General features: G+C 49.8%; 17 protein-coding genes. 13 read left to right on the top strand and 4 right to left on the bottom strand.

What is annotated here, in order from left to right; translation table 11 throughout:
* The first annotated feature begins 51 nt into the window (after nucleotides 1-51).
* The 6 genes from AACT35_RS14990 (at nucleotide 52) to modA (ending at nucleotide 7,029) form a co-directional block, all read left to right on the top strand.
* A complete protein-coding gene (locus AACT35_RS14990) occupies nucleotides 52-1,239 on the top strand; it encodes a response regulator (protein WP_099237613.1) in 1,188 nt (395 codons plus the stop codon).
* Nucleotides 1,240-1,497: 258 nt separating this feature from the next.
* Entirely contained in the window at nucleotides 1,498-1,893 is a 396-nt protein-coding gene (locus AACT35_RS14985) for a response regulator transcription factor (protein WP_012306993.1), read from the top strand.
* Nucleotides 1,894-1,954: 61 nt separating this feature from the next.
* The gene (locus AACT35_RS14980) at nucleotides 1,955-2,491 is read left to right on the top strand and encodes a chemotaxis protein CheW (RefSeq protein WP_099237611.1); all 537 of its coding nucleotides are present in this window, start codon (nucleotides 1,955-1,957) and stop codon (nucleotides 2,489-2,491) included.
* A 140-nt stretch (nucleotides 2,492-2,631) separates the two neighbouring features.
* Nucleotides 2,632-5,340: a methyl-accepting chemotaxis protein gene (locus AACT35_RS14975; protein ID WP_099237609.1), complete on the top strand. Its 2,709-nt coding sequence runs from the start codon at nucleotides 2,632-2,634 to the stop codon at nucleotides 5,338-5,340.
* Nucleotides 5,341-5,446: 106 nt separating this feature from the next.
* Nucleotides 5,447-6,241, top strand: coding sequence for an MlaE family lipid ABC transporter permease subunit (locus AACT35_RS14970; protein ID WP_012306990.1), 795 nt, complete (start codon nucleotides 5,447-5,449; stop codon nucleotides 6,239-6,241).
* Complete coding sequence (gene modA / locus AACT35_RS14965) at nucleotides 6,238-7,029, top strand: molybdate ABC transporter substrate-binding protein (protein ID WP_052349628.1); 792 nt, start codon at nucleotides 6,238-6,240, stop codon at nucleotides 7,027-7,029. The genes AACT35_RS14970 and modA overlap by 4 nt, the downstream gene beginning before the upstream one ends.
* Here the strand turns inward: modA and AACT35_RS14960 are convergent.
* On the bottom strand, nucleotides 7,019-7,615 hold the full coding sequence (locus AACT35_RS14960) for an Npun_F5749 family FMN-dependent PPOX-type flavoprotein (protein ID WP_099237607.1): 597 nt from the start codon (nucleotides 7,613-7,615) through the stop codon (nucleotides 7,019-7,021). The genes modA and AACT35_RS14960 overlap by 11 nt on opposite strands.
* A 42-nt stretch (nucleotides 7,616-7,657) precedes the next feature.
* Entirely contained in the window at nucleotides 7,658-7,981 is a 324-nt protein-coding gene (locus AACT35_RS14955; protein WP_012306987.1) for a DUF2605 domain-containing protein, read from the bottom strand.
* Nucleotides 7,982-8,172: 191 nt separating this feature from the next.
* On the opposite strand from AACT35_RS14955, the gene AACT35_RS14950 reads away from it, so the two are divergent.
* From AACT35_RS14950 to AACT35_RS14930, 5 genes are all read left to right on the top strand, one after another.
* Nucleotides 8,173-8,835 (top strand): TIGR00266 family protein, encoded by a 663-nt coding sequence (locus AACT35_RS14950; RefSeq protein ID WP_099237651.1) that lies wholly within the window; start codon nucleotides 8,173-8,175, stop codon nucleotides 8,833-8,835.
* 9 nt (nucleotides 8,836-8,844) lie between these two features.
* Entirely contained in the window at nucleotides 8,845-9,522 is a 678-nt protein-coding gene (locus AACT35_RS14945) for a TIGR00266 family protein (protein ID WP_012306985.1), read from the top strand.
* Between the two features lie 39 nt (nucleotides 9,523-9,561).
* Nucleotides 9,562-10,260 (top strand): TIGR00266 family protein, encoded by a 699-nt coding sequence (locus tag AACT35_RS14940; RefSeq protein ID WP_062433810.1) that lies wholly within the window; start codon nucleotides 9,562-9,564, stop codon nucleotides 10,258-10,260.
* 77 nt (nucleotides 10,261-10,337) lie between these two features.
* The gene (locus tag AACT35_RS14935; protein ID WP_339374627.1) at nucleotides 10,338-11,288 is read left to right on the top strand and encodes a substrate-binding domain-containing protein; all 951 of its coding nucleotides are present in this window, start codon (nucleotides 10,338-10,340) and stop codon (nucleotides 11,286-11,288) included.
* Nucleotides 11,288-12,601 carry a sensor histidine kinase gene (locus AACT35_RS14930; RefSeq protein ID WP_099237603.1) on the top strand — a complete coding sequence of 438 codons (1,314 nt, stop codon included), beginning with the start codon at nucleotides 11,288-11,290 and terminating at the stop codon, nucleotides 12,599-12,601. The genes AACT35_RS14935 and AACT35_RS14930 overlap by 1 nt, the downstream gene beginning before the upstream one ends.
* A 116-nt stretch (nucleotides 12,602-12,717) precedes the next feature.
* Here the strand turns inward: AACT35_RS14930 and guaA are convergent, their stop codons facing one another.
* The gene (gene guaA / locus AACT35_RS14925; protein WP_173867208.1) at nucleotides 12,718-14,304 is read right to left on the bottom strand and encodes a glutamine-hydrolyzing GMP synthase; all 1,587 of its coding nucleotides are present in this window, start codon (nucleotides 14,302-14,304) and stop codon (nucleotides 12,718-12,720) included.
* 300 nt (nucleotides 14,305-14,604) lie between these two features.
* Between guaA and moaA the strand changes: the two genes are divergently transcribed.
* Nucleotides 14,605-15,609, top strand: a complete 1,005-nt coding sequence (moaA, locus tag AACT35_RS14920; protein ID WP_445267911.1) for a GTP 3',8-cyclase MoaA — start codon at nucleotides 14,605-14,607, stop codon at nucleotides 15,607-15,609.
* A 147-nt stretch (nucleotides 15,610-15,756) separates the two neighbouring features.
* Complete coding sequence (locus AACT35_RS14915) at nucleotides 15,757-16,203, top strand: hypothetical protein (RefSeq protein WP_143596750.1); 447 nt, start codon at nucleotides 15,757-15,759, stop codon at nucleotides 16,201-16,203.
* Nucleotides 16,204-16,237: 34 nt separating this feature from the next.
* Here AACT35_RS14915 and AACT35_RS14910 read toward each other — a convergent pair whose 3' ends face one another.
* Entirely contained in the window at nucleotides 16,238-16,846 is a 609-nt protein-coding gene (locus AACT35_RS14910; RefSeq protein WP_012306978.1) for a rhomboid family intramembrane serine protease, read from the bottom strand.
* Nucleotide 16,847: the final 1 nt, after the last annotated feature.

Genomic DNA, 16,847 nt, shown 5'->3' with positions numbered 1-16,847 from the left:
ATCCAAGGGCGATCGCCCTATTTCTATGATCCCAATGATCCCCAAAAAAGTATGCAAGGGACTCTCAATGAAATTGATCTCCGTAGTATTTTGCAGCTCCTTGAGCTGGGACAACGGACTGGGCAATTGTGGATCGAAGCTCGACCATCGGGGGCCGTTGATGATTTGAGTTGGCAGTTCCCACAAGCGCCGCGTTCCCAACACTCGCTGCCTTTGTCCACCTGGTTAGTCTTTTTTGTGAATGGTCAAATTGTCTACGGGACTGATGACTATTCTCCCCAGATGCACCGTTTGCAGGATTACCTTGTCCATTACCATCTCACCCACAAGCTAGAGGATCTTGATCGGGGGGCGATCGCCGAAACTACAATTCCTGAATATGCAGCCCTGTGGCGACTTTTAGAAACCCAAACAATTACCGTTGATCAAGCGCGGCATATCCTCCAGGCAATGGTGCAGGAAACTTTGTTTGATCTCCTGAGTCTCCACCAGGGTCACTTTAATTTTCAGTTGGGGACTCCCTTTGGGCCGCAGCTAAGCACCTATGCAGTGACTTCATTGCTGTTCGAGACGGTTAAAAAAGTCCAAAAATGGAAGCAACTCTATCCCCAGATTCAATTTCCCCAACAACGTTTACTGCTGGCCCAACCCGAAAAACTTGCCGCCGCGCTACCGGCGATCGCCTACCAAAAATTAGCCCAGTGGACTACCGGAGAAACGACCCTCCGCCAACTGGCCCGTTACCTCAATCGTGACCTCGTTGCCCTTGCGAGGGCCTTGCTTCCCTATATCCAGAAGGGTTGGCTCCAAGTTCTAGATCCTCTCCCTCCCCAAAGTTTGTCACGTCCCAGTGAAATGTCGTCTCACCAGACCTGGCGAATTCTTTGCATTGATGATGACTTCACCATCGGGAAAGCCGTAGAGCAAATCCTTAGCACCCAGGGATATCAAGTGCACCTCGTCCAAAATCCCCTAGAGGCAATTCAAGCGGCCTTTGCTGAGGTGCCCCACTTAATTCTCTGTGATATCGCCATGCCTCACCTAGATGGCCATGAAATTTGTATGATGCTGCGTCACAGTAAGCGATTTCAAAACGTTCCTATCATTATGCTGACGGGGCAAGAGCAGTTTATTAACCGAATTCAGGCAGATTTTGCTGGGGCAACGGATTATTTAACAAAACCCTTCGGCCAGCAGGAGTTGTTAACCCTGCTAGAAAAATATCTCCCAAACCATTAGCCAGCGCAGATCTCCCCAGGCGATCGCCCCCGGAGTGAAAAAACAAGCTATGATGGCGATGGCCTAACCCTTAGTCCCCATCGCACCCTTGCTAAATACCAAGATTCACGGCAATTCCCCAGAAATTTCTCAAGAAATAAACATTTTGTAATCCCTCTCCCTGATAAATTAAAGTCTGTCCGTCCCAGGGCATGTTTTTGACAATGTTGATGCTACGGTGATTATTACGCCGGTGATTTTATTGCTAGGACATTTGTAATGAGTAGAATTTTGGTTGTTGAGGATAGCCTCTCTCAACGGGAAATGATTTCAGAATTACTGAAAGGCAACGGCTTGACAGTGGATGTTGCCGGTGATGGTCTTGAGGCGTTAGAAACCCTCAGTCAAATGGCTAAAAATGCGGCTGAAACCCTGCCCAACTTAATTGTGCTCGACATCGTCATGCCACGGATGAACGGTTACGAACTCTGTCGTCGCCTCAAATCTGACCCGAAAATTCAAAATATCCCCATTGTAATGTGCTCTTCAAAGGGGGAAGAATTTGACCGGTACTGGGGCATGAAGCAGGGAGCCGACGCTTATATCGCGAAACCCTTTCAGCCAGCGGAGTTAATTGGCACCATCAAGCAACTCCTACGCAGCAATAAAAAATAAGTTAAGCCCTGGGGAATAGCCGTTTTTGGCGAAACCTGAATTGTCTGTTTTCTTTCGATCTATGTCTACACCTGATGACAGTTCCTTACCACAAAACCTGACGTCCTTAGAACCCCAGTTACAGGGTTTAGAAAGCCCGGAAGGGGAGTTACACCTCAAGTTTCAGCTTCCTTCAGGGACTGGGTTTGTGCTGCCGGCCTTTGGCATCCGTGAAGTGATGCAACAATCACCGGATCGGATTACCCCGATTCCCAATGTTTCGCCACTGCTGCTAGGGACGATTAATCTCCGGGGTCAGGTTATTTGGGTGGCAGATTTGGGGCAATTTTTGGGCGATAGTGCCCCCTTACGAACAGACCGTGCTGAAATTCCGGTGATTGCCATAGAGGATCAAGATATGCTCCTGGGTTTAGCCGTCGAAGAAATGCAAGGGATGCAGTGGCTTGCTGCGGAAACGTTGCAGATTCAGCTTAGTGATCTGTCGGATGTTATGGCCCCATTTGTCCGGGGGATTTGGACGGATGGTGATGATGCCAGTAAATCTTGGCATTTATTAGACCATGTGGCGATTTTAAAATCGGCCCGTTGGGCAACATAAGGGTGTTAATACTTACTGCGGTGGTGCTGTGATCTGCGAGAAAGTAGATTACATTAAAAATACGTTTTGCATCCGTTAAAAAGTTTGTGCAGCGCTCAGTAAGATAATCCTAAAAATGTGCCAGTCCAGGAGGGAACCCGATGCCGCCCAGCACCACTGATTATTCAAAGGAGTATGCTGAGGCCCAGAAGGCCTATTATCAGAATAATTTGCCTGAAGCAGAGGCGATCGCCAATCGGTTACTCAAAGATTACCCGGACGATCCCCATTTGCTCCTCTTAAGTGGCCATATTTCCCTCGGTTTACAAGATTTAGGGCGGGCTTCCGCGTTCTACCATCGGGTTTTAGATGTCACTAACCAGCGGGATTACCATGAATATGCTCGCCAAGGTTTGACCCAGGTCAATGCCTACAGCGATCAAGTCAATGGTCACCGGGAAACCAGCGGTGGACAGCCGACCTTCACCCAGCCAGAAGATTATCCGGTTGCAGCAGAATACAACTCCCCAGAAAACTTTGTCACAGCAGCGGGGGAACAACCAATTTCGGCGGATGATTATTCAGAACAATGGGCAGAACCAGAGTTGCCCTTGAGAAATTTCCCGGAAGATGAAGAAACTTTTTTAGTGCCCCACCCCGGCGATCGCTCCCCTGAACCAGGTTTAAATCAGTCCCTTAATGATCCTTTTTTCGAGGCAGAGGCTGGCGAATTCATTGAATTTAACGAAGACGAATTGGTTGAATTCGACAGTGCGGCCGGCCTAGAAGAAGACGGAGATTTCCTAGGAAGCGAAGATACATCTCCTTTCGATTTAGATTGGTCACCGACCCATGAAAATGGCAGAATTTCAGCAGATCAAGACCATTTCGATGCAGTGGATACTGCACCACTCGGCTTTGAAAGTGAGTCCCCCACTTGGCTCGAAAATCCTCCTTTAGCCGATGCAGACGCATTGACATTTGATGAGCCAGCGCACCCAAGTTTTGCACCTGACTCCCTCTCCCCTGATGAGGCGGCAGATTTTGACGATGAAATTAGCTTGGGTAGCCTTGGGGCAGAACTATTTGATGAAGAACCAGAAGCGCTACCAAAACAGGATGAAGGGGGCTTTTTAGAGGAATTTGGCATTCTCAACGAACAGGATCTAGATGATTTTGGTGATCTCGGTTCGGATATTCTCGATGATGACCAAAAAATGCCGGATACAGGTCTGTTTGAAGCGCCCCTAGAAACACCGACGACCTCAGGGGAGTTTAATTTTGATGATTTTCCCGAAGAATTGGGCCTCACCGAAGACGACAGCCTATTTATCACCCTAGGGGAAGATAGTCTCTCTGGCGGTCTAGGGACAGATTTTACTGTTTCTGATAAACCCCAGGAAATTGTCGCGGAAAACCCCAAGGGTTATTTGGCTTGGTTTGAAAATGTGCCTCTCCAGAAAAAACAATTGTTCACTGCGACTGGTGCTGCTGCCGCATCGGCGATCGCCACTTTGATTGTGACAGTGGGCGTATTTCAAACCACCCCAGCCGAACAACGGCCCCAAGCCCTCTGGCCGGTGGCCAAAACAGGTTTACTCACCAGCTTATTGGCCGGGGCAGCCAGCTTTGGTACAACCCTCTTTTTTGGGAAGTTAACAACCCGACAGATCAAACGTAGCACTGACAACCTACAAAACCAGTTCGACGCGGTTTCCCAGGGGAATCTCAATGTCAAAGCAACGGTTTTTGCGGAGGATGAGTTTGGTGCCTTAGCCACGGGCTTTAATAAAATGGCCCGGGTTATTTTAAATACCACCAGTGAGGCCCAGCGGCGGGCCGAAGAAACGGAACAGTCCAAAGAAGACCTCCAGCGCCAGGTGATCCGCCTCCTTGATGATGTGGAAGGGGCCGCCCGGGGAGACTTTACCGTCCAAGCAGAGGTCACAGCCGATGTTTTAGGGGCCGTCGCCGACGCCTTTAACCTCACCATTCAAAATCTCCGGGAAATTGTTCAACAGGTTAAACAAGCGGCGCGCCAGGTGAATAAAAATGCTGCCGATAGTGAATCCTTTGCCCGGGGTCTATCCAGTGATGCTCTCCGTCAAGCTGAAGAATTGGCTGTTACTCTCAACTCCGTACAGATGATGACGGATTCGATCCAGCGGGTTGCAGAAAATGCCCGGGAAGCGGAGGAGGTGGCCCGAACTGCTTCGAGTACGGCCCTCAAGGGGGGAGAATCCGTAGAGCACACCGTGGCGGGGATTTTACAGATTCGAGAAACGGTGGCCGAAACAGCCCGCAAGGTAAAACGTCTAGCCGAATCTTCCCAGGAAATTTCTAAAATTGTCGCGGTGGTTTCCCAGATTGCGTCCCGGACGAACCTCCTGGCATTGAATGCGTCCATTGAGGCGGCCCGGGCAGGGGAGTCTGGTAAAGGATTTGCGATTGTGGCCGATGAAGTCCGTCAGTTGGCAGACCGTTCTGCCAAAGCCCTGAAGGAAATTGAGCAAATTGTTTTACAAATCCAAAGTGAAACAAGCTCGGTAATGATTGCAATGGAGGAGGGTACCCAGCAGGTTATTGACGGTACAAAACGGGCTGAGCAGGCGAAACAATCCCTAGAGGACATTATTCAGGTATCAAACCGTATTGATGCTCTGGTGCGTTCGATTACGGCGGATACCGTTGAACAGCGGGAAAATTCCCGTGCTGTGGCCCAGGTCATGCAATCGGTGGAATTAACGGCCCAAGAAACCTCAAGAGAATCTCAACGGGTGGCCGGATCGTTACAAAAGTTGGTGGGCATCGCCCGGGATCTCCTGGCTTCTGTGGAGCGATTCCGCATAGAATCCACGGATGAGGCGTAATATGGTTTGGCAATGGCGTTAGTGCCCGTAAAATTTGCATAAAGTTTGGCGATCGCCTTTTCCCTTTGCCTTTTTTTAAATTTTCAGTTGTCCCATCCGATCACCTATGACCAGCCAACGCAGATCAAAAAGTTCCCTTGGGAAATGGTTTGAGCGGTTAGTTGCCGCAACCCTTCTAGGGGGGCAAGTCATCGTACATCTCCTGCGGGGGCGTTTCAACCGACGCATTACCATTGAACAGATGGCGGCGGTGGGGCCTGATTCCCTCCTCATTGCCCTAGTCACGGCTGGGTTTGTCGGCATGGTATTTACCATCCAGGTGGCGCGGGAATTTATTTACTTCGGCGCAGGCACGGCGGTGGGGGGCGTTTTGGGTCTTTCCTTGTCCCGGGAGTTAGCCCCTGTATTAACGGCGGTGGTCTTGGCGGGGCGTGTCGGCTCGGCCTTTGCAGCGGAGATTGGCACCATGCGCGTCACTGAACAAATCGATGCGTTGCATATTTTACGCACGGATCCCATTGATTATTTGGTCGTCCCCCGCTTCTTGGCCTGCTGTTTGATGTTGCCTTTATTGACTGTTTTATCGCTCCTCACGGGAATGGCTGGTGGGTTAATCATCGCCATAAATTTATATCAAATTCCCCAGTCTATTTTTATCAACTCGGCCCAGAGTTTTTTAGAATATTGGGACATTATCAGTGCAATGATTAAATCTGTTGTTTTTGGGGGCTTAATTGCCGTCATTGGCTGCAGTTGGGGCTTGACAACAACTGGAGGAGCAAAGGGCGTAGGACAATCGACAACAACGGCCGTTGTTACATCTCTACTAGCGATTTTTATTGCTAACTTTTTCCTATCTTGGTTGATGTTCCAAGGTTTAGGTAGTGCCCTAGTGGGATGAAATTCAAACTGCCACATTTTGTTTGGGGTCTAAGCATTGCCCTTGTAATCAATCTACATGGTTGTACTTTTGGTAATTCTGGGCAAACTTTAGTGGTGGCGATCGCCGCTTCCTTGACCGATGTCATGGCAGAGATTCGTACCGAGTTTCAAACACAGTATCCAGACATTTCAATTCAATTTAATACCGCTGCCTCCGGGACATTGCAAAGGCAAATCGAGCAACAAGCTCCCATTGACATTTTTGCTAGTGCGGCCCTAGAACCCGTTGAATCCTTGGCCCAAAAAGGGTTTGTCGCAGCAGAAGCAATTCGTATTTTTGCGGAAAATCAACTTGTTCTGATTCAAAGTCAACAAAGCCAACCGCAACTGAATCGTTTGGAAGATTTAGCGGGTGAGGATGTTCAAAAAATTGCCCTGGGTAATCCCAAAACAGTACCAGCGGGACGATATGCCGCCAATCTTTTAGAAAAATATCCCCAGCTTTACCAAACCCTAGAGCAGTCCCAAAAATTAGTTTTTGGGGAGAACGTGCGGCAAGTTTTAACCTATGTCCAAAATCAATCGGCAACGGCGGGGTTTGTCTACCAAACAGATATTTTCCAGCAATCTAATTTGCGAATGATTGAATCTTTTGCGCCAGAATCAACAGGGTCAATTTTGTATGCGATCGCCCCAATTAAAGTCTCACCCAAGCAAACCCAAGGGCAACTTTTTATCGATTTTATTCTGGGTCAAAAAGGTCAGGCCATTTTACAAAAATATGGCTTTCGTCCCCCTAGGGATTAACTGTTTTTTGCTGCCAAGTACCGTCGGCTGTGAGGTCATATAAAAAGCGATTTTGGGGATTGCCCCGCAGTTCGAGGTGATCGACCTTTGTCACCTGAAACAGGAGAAGCACGAAATTAGAAACAGGCTCTTGATCATTCACTGCGGTTGGCTGGAAATCCGCTAAATTTTCACTGCGGCGATCGCCAGGCTGGGGCCAGAGAAATTGAGCCCGGGCTGCATCCGAAAGGGCTTGCCAGGTCTGCTGTCTAGCGCGATTTAGTCGTGATGAAGAGCTTGCTGCTGTAACCAGCTTAATCTGACCACTAAAGCGGAATTGTTCCCGGGTTTTGGTGAAATACCAAGCAATTTCGGCATCGGGGCAAGTAGCGAGGTGACTTATTTTTTCACTGCGCTGATCCGTAATAATTTTGAGGTCATTGCTCCCTTCGAGGAACCCCCGAAAAACCACCGTGCGATTCCTGGGTTTTCCCGTCGGCGTTACGGTGGCCAACTGAAAAAAGCGGTGGTGGGGCTGACTTTTATTCCGGTGTAAGGCCCGGGCTAGGGGCGATCGCCAAGGAGCCAATTCAAACGTCACAGACATGATTATTTACGGTAGGGCCAAGCATAATCCAGTATCGAATAATTAGGCCTCTCCTTCTAACTGACGTCGCTTTTGGGCCACTTGCCAACATTCAGAAACCAATTGGTGCCAGGGCATCAGCACCTGAACATCGACCCCAGCATTGCCATCGGTGGCTTGGAAAAGAGACTTGGTCGCCATTACCTCCCCCTGGGCCTGGCGAATGCGGGCGATGAGGTCTTCCTGCTCGGCGGGGGCCATAAAACTTAAGGATTTTTTTTCGAGGGCCGTTAAAGATAGGTCAAACCAATAAAGAAAATCATCCAAAAGCGGGGCCAGTACAGCCTTTAAAAGTTGCTTTTCATCGGCGGGTTCTGGAGAAAACATAGATATTTTTGAAAATGAGACTTTCTTTACATATCTTAACATTTTGAGGCGATCGCCGCTGTCGAGGATGATTTCCTTGAATATTAAGCAACCTTAACAAACATTTCTTCACTCCCATTGCCCTGCTAAAAATAAGGGGAATTAGCTTGTATTGGGCTAGTTTATTCAAACTCTTATCAGGTAGAGTCACGGTGAAATACGAAATCCGCTATAAACCCGCCTTTGCTTGTCTATTTGTCACCCTCGAACCCGGCGAACAGGTCACAGCCGAATCCGGTGCAATGGTCAGCATGGATGCTGGAATCTCAATGAAAACTGAATTTTCGGGGGGATTTTTCCCGGCGATTCTCCGTCGGTTATTTGGGGGAGAATCCCTGTTTGTGAATGTTTATCGCAACACAAGTCAGCGGCCCCAGACCGTCATTTTAACCCAGTCAATGGTGGGTGATATCCACCGCATTGATTTGTCCCAGGGGCCGATCTGTTTTCAGCCCGGTGCTTACATTGCCCATACCCCCGGCGCAAAAATGGGAATCCGTTGGGCTGGTTTTGCCAGTTGGTTTGCGGGGGAAGGCCTCTTCAAACTGCAATTCACAGGTAGTGGCCGGGTCTTTTACGGGTGCTATGGCGGCATCATCGAAAGACACATCAAGGGTGAATTTATCGTCGATAACAGCCACCTCGTTGCCTACGATCCAGGCATCACCATGAATATTCGGATGTCTGGAGGCTTATTTGGTTCCCTCACCTCCGGCGAAGGCCTGGTGAATAAACTCAAAGGCCGTGGCCGAATCTACCTCCAATCGCGGAGTGTGTCAGGTCTTGTGGGCTTTTTACGTCCAAAATGTCGTTAGGGGGTAGCTATGGAAATTAAACTCTTACATCAACCAGATAATGCGATCGCCCATGTCACCCTCGACGCTGGGGAAGAAATCATTGCCCAAGCCGGTGCCATGGTTGCCATGAGCGGCAATATCAATGCCAGCACGACCCTCCGCAAAGGCAAAGGGGGCGGCATCATGGGAGGGCTAAAACGGATGCTTGCCGGAGAATCCCTCTTTCTGAGCGTTTTTCGAGCACCCTTACCCAACAGTGAAATTTGGTTTGCCCCCAAGCTGATGGGGGATCTCCTCCTGTACGAAATGCGGGGCGATGAATTTGTTGTCCAAGCCTCTTCCTACCTTGCCTCTGGCCCCAATGTGGACATTGATCTCGGTTGGCAGGGCTTTAAATCCTTCTTTTCAGGTGAATCTATCTTTTGGCTCAGCATCAGTGGCCAAGGGCCTTTGCTGGTGACGTCCTTTGGGGCCATTTACGAAGTGGATGTGGATGGCGAATACGTCGTGGATACAGGCCATATCGTTGCCTTTGAAAAGAGCCTGAGCTTCACCGTGGGTAAAGCCAATCCCTCTTGGATTGGGGCATTCCTCGGCGGAGAAGGGTTAGTCTGTCGCTTCCGAGGCAAGGGCAAACTGTACTGCCAAACCCACAATCCCGGAGCCTTTGGTTCCCTGGTTGGTTCCCAATTACCACCCCGTTAAGTTGTCCTTTGAAGCCAGTGCTGAAAGTGCTTAAAAATTATGTCTCAGTTTGAATTTCGCGTTGAAAATAATCCCTCCTATGCCTCGCTCATTGTGACCTTACCGCCCAACCAAACCCTGCTCGTAGAGGCGGGGGCGATGGCGGCAATGGATGCCAACATTGAGATGAAGTCGAAGATGCGGGGGGGCTTGATGAAGGGCATCGGGCGGATGTTCAGTGGAGAATCCCTATTTATCAGTGAATTTACTGCTAGAAATACTGCCGGGGAACTCTATATCTCGCCGGGGGTGCCGGGGGATGTGACCTACTACCATTTGGACGGCTCTAAAAGTTTAATGGTGCAGTCTTCGGGCTTTGTGGCTTCTAGTCCCTCGGTGGATCTTGACACCAAATTCCAGGGGCTGAAGGGTTTCTTTACGGGGGAATCGATCTTTTTCCTGCGGGCATCGGGCCAAGGGGATTTTTGGTTTAGTTCCTACGGGGCGATCATTGAAATTCCTGTAGAGGGGGATTATGTGGTGGATACGGGCTACATTGTCGCCTTTGAGGATACGCTGCAATACAACGTGGAAATGATTGGGGGCTTATCTTTCCGGAGCCTGCGCACAGGGATTCTCGGCGGAGAAGGCTTAGTTTGTCGTTTCAGTGGCAAGGGTAAGCTCTGGGTACAATCGCGGAATCTTTTCCCCCTGTTGAATTTCCTTTATCCGTTCCGCCCCGTGCCGAATAATAATTAACTGCGTTTCTAGGAAAATTGATTAGCTGCTGTGCGGTGCGCCTTCGGGGTGATTACGGTATCCTGAAGGCAAATTCCATGCACGCAACAAGAGCAACCATGGCCCAAAAAAATGATACGTTGCCTCTAATGATGGCCCTCATCGTTACCCTAGGCATTCTGGGGGGCGGTGGTTGGTGGTTTTTAAATCGTTCTGGCTTTCAGGGTTTGGCCCCAAATGGCGCAGAAACGGGAACTAATGATGGGGCGATCGCCCCAGGTTCCCAAGCCACAGATAATCCCTTCAGTCCACCGGCAACAGTGGCCCCAGGGACGGTGGTAAAAATTTCTGGCTCTACCAGTATGGTGCAGATTAACACCGCCCTAAAAAATCGGTTCGAGTTGCAATATCCCCAGACCCGTGTCGAAACAACTGCTAATGGTTCGAGTAAGGGGCTTGAAGATCTGCTGGCGGGAAATATTGACCTCGCGGCGATCTCCCGCCCCCTCCAGCCGGAGGAAATGCAACAGGGTCTCAAGGCGATCGCCGTTACCACCGATGCCGTTGCCATTGTAGTCGCCAAGGAAAATCCCTTTAGTACAGGGCTGACTGGGGAACAGGTACAGGGCATTTTCCAAGGGAATCTCACCGATTGGTCAGCGATTACCGATAAAGCGATGGGAACAATTCGGGTTATTAATCGCCCTCCAGTGAGTGGCACTTACCAAACTTTCCAAGAAACGGTACTCAACGGCTCAAACTTCGGAAATGGCCCTAATTTTATGAATATGGAACAGGATGCCACCACGCCGATTTTGCAGGCCCTGGGCGCAGATGGAATCAGTTATGCCACCTACAGTCAGATCGCCAATCAGCAAACCGTCAGAACAGTGCCCATTGATGGGGTTACCCCAGAATCAGACCTCTATCCCTACACCCGCACCCTTTATTACGCCTACCAAGAACCCGCTTCCCCCCAGGTTGAAGCTTTCCTTGGTTTTGTTGGGACTCCTGTGGGAGCAGAGTTGATCCAAGCGGCGCAGCAGTAATGTTTCAAACCACCCGTAATCGTCTGGCCCTCTGGTACACGGCGATCACCGCAGTGTTGCTTTTGGTTTTCGCGACGGGGGTTTATTTTTATGTGCGCTATACCCTGATTGAACGCATCGATGACACCCTAAAGCACGTGGTGGAAGTGGTAGAGCGATCGCTGATCATTGAGCCAGATGATCCTGTGGGCTATCACATCAATTTAGAAGCCAGCTTTCGGCAACAGTCCCCCACCGTCGAGGATGACCGCATTGACCTCGAATTTTTTAACCCCGCCGGAGAATTGCTCTGGTCTACTTTTTCTGAACCATTAGTCTTGCCCCTAGAGTGGCACCCCCGGGGGGAAACGGTACGTCTGGGTGATGATTATCTTCTGCGACAAATCACCGATCGCCTCGAAGTGGATCGCTATGTTTTAGGGTATCTACGGGTGAGCCATCCTTGGTTTGAGGTGACGCGACCAATTCGCAAATTAGTCCTTGATCTCAGTCTGGGGATCGTAATCATGATTACCTGTGGGGCGGTGATTGGCTGGTTACTGTCTGGCATTGCCATCGAACCGGTAAAGGATTCCTATCAACAATTGCGGCAATTTACGGCGGATGCGTCCCACGAGTTGCGTAATCCCATTGCGATGATCCAAACCAATGTACAAATGGCGATCGCCTACCCAGATCCCGACCAACGCCAACAAAATCTCAAGGTGATCGAGCGACTCACCCAACGGTTGGGCCGTTTAGTAAATGACCTCTTATTTCTCGCCCGCAGTGATAGTGGGGTGCTTCAGGCGGAATTTGAACAATTACCCCTGGATGCTCTATTGCTGGAGGTCATTGAAGAACAACGGGCCATCTGCCGTCAGGAAAAAATTGAGTTGCAGTTGGATATTCAAGGAGATGCCACCGAAGAAGCCTATCTCATCTTGGGAGACTGGGATCAGATGGCGCGCCTCTTTACAAATCTGATCGGCAATGCGATCGCCTATGCTTTTCCAGGGGACTGGGGCGACAAACCCAAGCAAATTACCGTCACCATGGCCCTCAAGGAGAAAACAGGGCGAACAACCGGAGAAACCCTCCAAGTGACGGTTAAAGATAATGGCATCGGTATTCCTGCCGAAAATTTGACCAATATTTTCGACCGTTTTTATCGTCTTGATCCCGCCCGGACGGATCCTGGGGAAAGTAGTACTGGTTCAGGTCTTGGTCTCGCCATTGCGGCGGCGATCGCCAAAAACCATAAAGGCAAAATCACCGTCGAAAGCAAAGATCAAGGCACAACATTTTCCGTTTTTTTACCACGAGCCGCCTAAGCAAGATCAGTTGCTCCCAAAGAAAAAAGCCCCAACAGTTTTAACCTGCGGGACTCTCAATCTCCCCTTGAGGGGAGCTAGATGGGTGTTCCTGAAGGGGAGCTAAGGAAGTGTAGTTACTCCCACTCGATGGTGCCAGGAGGCTTAGAAGTGATGTCATAGACCACGCGATTAACCCCTTTCACCTCATTCACCATGCGATTAGAAATGGTTTCCAAAAGCTCATAGGGAGGGCGAGCCCAATCCGCTGTCATCCCATCTTCACTGGTAATCATCCGCAGTACGACGGGGTGAGCATAGGTGCGCTTATCGCCCATCACACCCACACTACGAATCGGTAGTAAGACCGCAAAGGCTTGCCAAAAATCACTGTAAACCCCTTGCTTTTTGATTTCATCCCGCACAACCCAGTCTGCATCCCGGAGAATATTTAACCGTTCTGCGGTGACTTCGCCAATGATCCGAATCGCGAGGCCAGGGCCAGGGAAGGGGTGACGGCGAATAATTTCTTCGGGCAAACCAATGCTGGCTGCTACCTTACGCACTTCATCTTTGAAGAGTTTGCGGAGGGGTTCAACCAATTTAAAGCGCAGATCTTCTGGTAAACCGCCGACGTTGTGGTGACTTTTAATTTTGACCGCGACCCGTTCTCCCGTTTTGGGGTCAACGTTGGTATCCGCCGATTCGATTACATCGGGATATAGAGTCCCCTGGGCGAGGTAATCAAAGGGGCCAAGGCGTTTTGATTCTTCCTCGAAGACGGCGATAAATTCGTGGCCAATAAGGCGTCGCTTTTCTTCGGGATCGGTAACCCCTTTGAGCTTGTCGATAAAGCGATCGCGGGCGTTGATATAGGCGACGGGAATGTGGAATTGCTCATCAAAAATTTCCACAAGGCGTTCCGGTTCCCCTTTCCGCATAAAGCCTTGGTCGATGAACATACAGGTCAGTTGATCGCCGATCGCTTGGTGGAGCAAAAAGGCCAAGGTAGAAGAATCAACGCCTCCAGAAAGGGCGAGGAGTACCCGTTGATCGCCGACCCGGGCCCGGATCTCACGAATTGCTTCTTCAACGAAGGCTTCTGTGGTCCAGGTGGGTTCACATTTACAAATGTGATAAACAAAGTTGCGGATCAGGGCCATACCGTCCTGGGAATGAACCACTTCTGGGTGGAACTGCACCCCGTAAAGTTGGCGGCCATGGTGGGCGATCGCCGCACAAGGAGTATTGTCCGTATGGGCTAAAATTTCAAACCCTTCGGGCAGGTGCACACAGGAATCCCCGTGGCTCATCCACATGGTGGAGCCTTCCTCCACATTGGTCAGCAGATCGGTGGGATCATCGATAAAGATTGATGCTTTGCCATACTCTGCGTGCTTGGCGCGCTCGACGGTACCGCCGAGTTGTTTCACCATTAGCTGCATCCCGTAGCAGACCCCAAGGACAGGAATCCCAAGATTCCAAATTTCAGGGTCACAGGCCGGGGCATAGTCGTCATAGACAGAACTGGGGCCACCGGAGAGGATGATGCCGCTGGGATTAAGTTGCCGCAATTGTTCGGCGCTGGTGCGATAGGAAATGACCTCAGAGTAAACTTCCGTTTCGCGAATTCTTCTGGCAATCAGTTCAGAGTATTGGGAGCCAAAATCTAAGATAACGATGATTTGGCGTTGAAGACTATTGCCTGTATTGGTGGCGTCAATCGGTTTTTGGAGTGGAGTCGTAGTCACGTTCAGCAAAAAATCCCTAGTGGAAGTTAACAGATAAAACAAGCCAGGGAAAAATCCAAGGCCTCATATTTCCCAGCACCAGCGATCGCCAGGTTGCTGTGGAGATTGGGGAAAATTGTGAATGCTGAAGAGAGATTAAAAACGGTATTTTATAGAGCAAATAAATATTCCGAACAAAATAACACAGATCGATATTTTTTTAAAGTCTGATCTGAACCAGACAGAGGATCGTCATCTTCTGTATCCTCAAAGGAAGCTTGTCCTTTATTTGTCGTGGTAGCAGTAAGCATGAATCCGGTAGATTATCTCCGCATTAGCTTGATTGATCGATGTAATTTTCGTTGCCATTACTGCGTCCCAGATGAAGCGAGCCTCCAATATTTGCTGACCTCAGAGCAGTTGAGCAATGGGGAAATTGTCACGCTCCTTGAACAGGTGTTTATTCCCTTGGGATTCCGTAAATTTCGCCTCACGGGGGGAGAGCCTCTCCTACGCCCCCAGTTAGTCCCCCTCGTCCGGGCGATCGCCCATTTGCCGGGGGTAGAAGATTTATCGATGACCACAAATGCTTATTTACTAGCGGATCTGGCTCAGGATTTGTATGATGCGGGTCTGAATCGTCTCAATATCAGCCTAGACTCTTTGAATCCTGAGACCTTTGATCAAATCATTGGCAATCGGGGAAAGAGTCGCTGGCAGCAAACTTGGGAGGGCATTCAAGTGGCCCATCGGGTTGGTTTTGACCCCCTCAAGCTCAATGTCGTGGTGATCCCTGGGGTCAATGATCGAGAGGTATTAGATTTAGCCGCGTTGACAGGCGATCGCCATTGGCACGTGCGCTTTATTGAGTTTATGCCCATTGGCAACGACAGATTATTTAATGAACGGGCCTGGATTCCTTCGGAAGAATTACGCCAACGGATCCGGGCAAAATGGGGCTTAGAAACGGCAGTCGTTCAGGGCAATGGCCCCGCAGATATTTTTAAGATTCCCGGGGCGAAGGGGACGCTTGGGTTTATTTCCCAGATGTCTGAATGTTTTTGCGATCGCTGTAACCGGATGCGCCTCTCAGCAGATGGTTGGCTCCGGCCTTGTCTATTGAATGAAGCAGCACAAATGGATCTCAAAACATTACTCCGGACTGGGGTTCCCCCTAGGGAAATTCGGGCGGAGGTCAAAGCACTCCTCGACCAAAAACCGGAGATTAATTTCAAAATGCGCGATATGGGAACCACCACGGGTCAATATGGCCGCACCATGTCGCAAATTGGCGGCTAAAGGGCGGTATTGTCTAGGATTCATTACATTTCGCGGCACAAAACGTCAATAAACGTGAATTAGGTTCCCCAAAGGGAGCTTTTTTTTCTAGAATATTTGTAGCGAATGTTACCGAATAAATTTCGATTTGTGCATCAGTCCAAACCTATGATCAAAGAACGCCTTACTACCTGCGAAACCCTCCTCTACCGTTGGCTCCATTTTCACCAAAACCAAACGAAGCCAGAGGAGCTGAATTTACAGTATTTTCAAGTCTGGACCGCAGAATTTCTTACGGAAAAGGCCAGTGGCGAGGATATTGATCAAGCTCTGCTGCGGTTGATGCAATTGCGCCTGATTTATCTCAACGATGGCGGGACATTGGCGATCGCCCCAGAAGAGCAACCGGGCGTACAAATGGCTCCCCTCCCCCGGAAATTTTGGCAAGCGTGGTCTTGGGAGCACCACTTGGCGGCGGGCAGTTTGGCGATCGCCTCGGTGGTTTTGATGGCCGTCTCTGCCTTTGCCCTGTGGCAAAACACCAACGCCCCCTTGGAGATGACAGAATCAGCAACCGTTACGGAACAGGTGCTTGGAGAAAATGACCCAGAATAACGGTACTAGGGCAAGCACAAACTGGTGCAATCCATTAGCGGCGAAGGGAACGGGGGTTGAGATATTTTGCGGCGATCGCCCCGCCGATAAGTCCGAATAAATGCCCCTCCCAAGACACCCCTGGGGTCGTCGGCAGAACACTCCAAAGCACCCCACCATAGAGAAAAAATACCAAGAGTGAAACGGCAATGGATGGGATATCTCGCCGAAAGTAGCCCCGAAACAATAGAAATCCCAAATACCCAAAAATTAAAATACTGGCCCCAATATGCACAGAATTTTGGGCACCAATGAGCCATACCCCCAGGCCACCGACAAGCATTGTGATCAAGGTGACCGTAAAAAAATCACGGATGCGGTCTAGCATCACGAGCCAGCCCAACAGCGCAAAGGGGATTGAGTTGGTGACGAGGTGCTGAAAACCACCATGGAGAAAGGGCGCAAAGAAGATTCCCCTGAGTCCCAGCAGTTGTCGGGGCAGAATGCCGAATACATCTAGGCCACCCCGCCAAAGATTTTGAAAAACAAACTGATCACTAATTTCTAGGCCCCAAAAACTCGCAAGAAACAAACCCAAAATCATGATTTGCTGCTTTAGTTCCTGGGCAACAGCCTGGGCTTCGGGATCGCGCTGGTGGGTCATG

Origin of the sequence: Synechococcus sp. BDU 130192, from assembly GCF_963876085.1 — a bacterium.
Classification (GTDB): Bacteria; Cyanobacteriota; Cyanobacteriia; order Cyanobacteriales; family MRBY01; genus MRBY01.
This window is presented reverse-complemented; position numbering and strand designations above follow the sequence as displayed.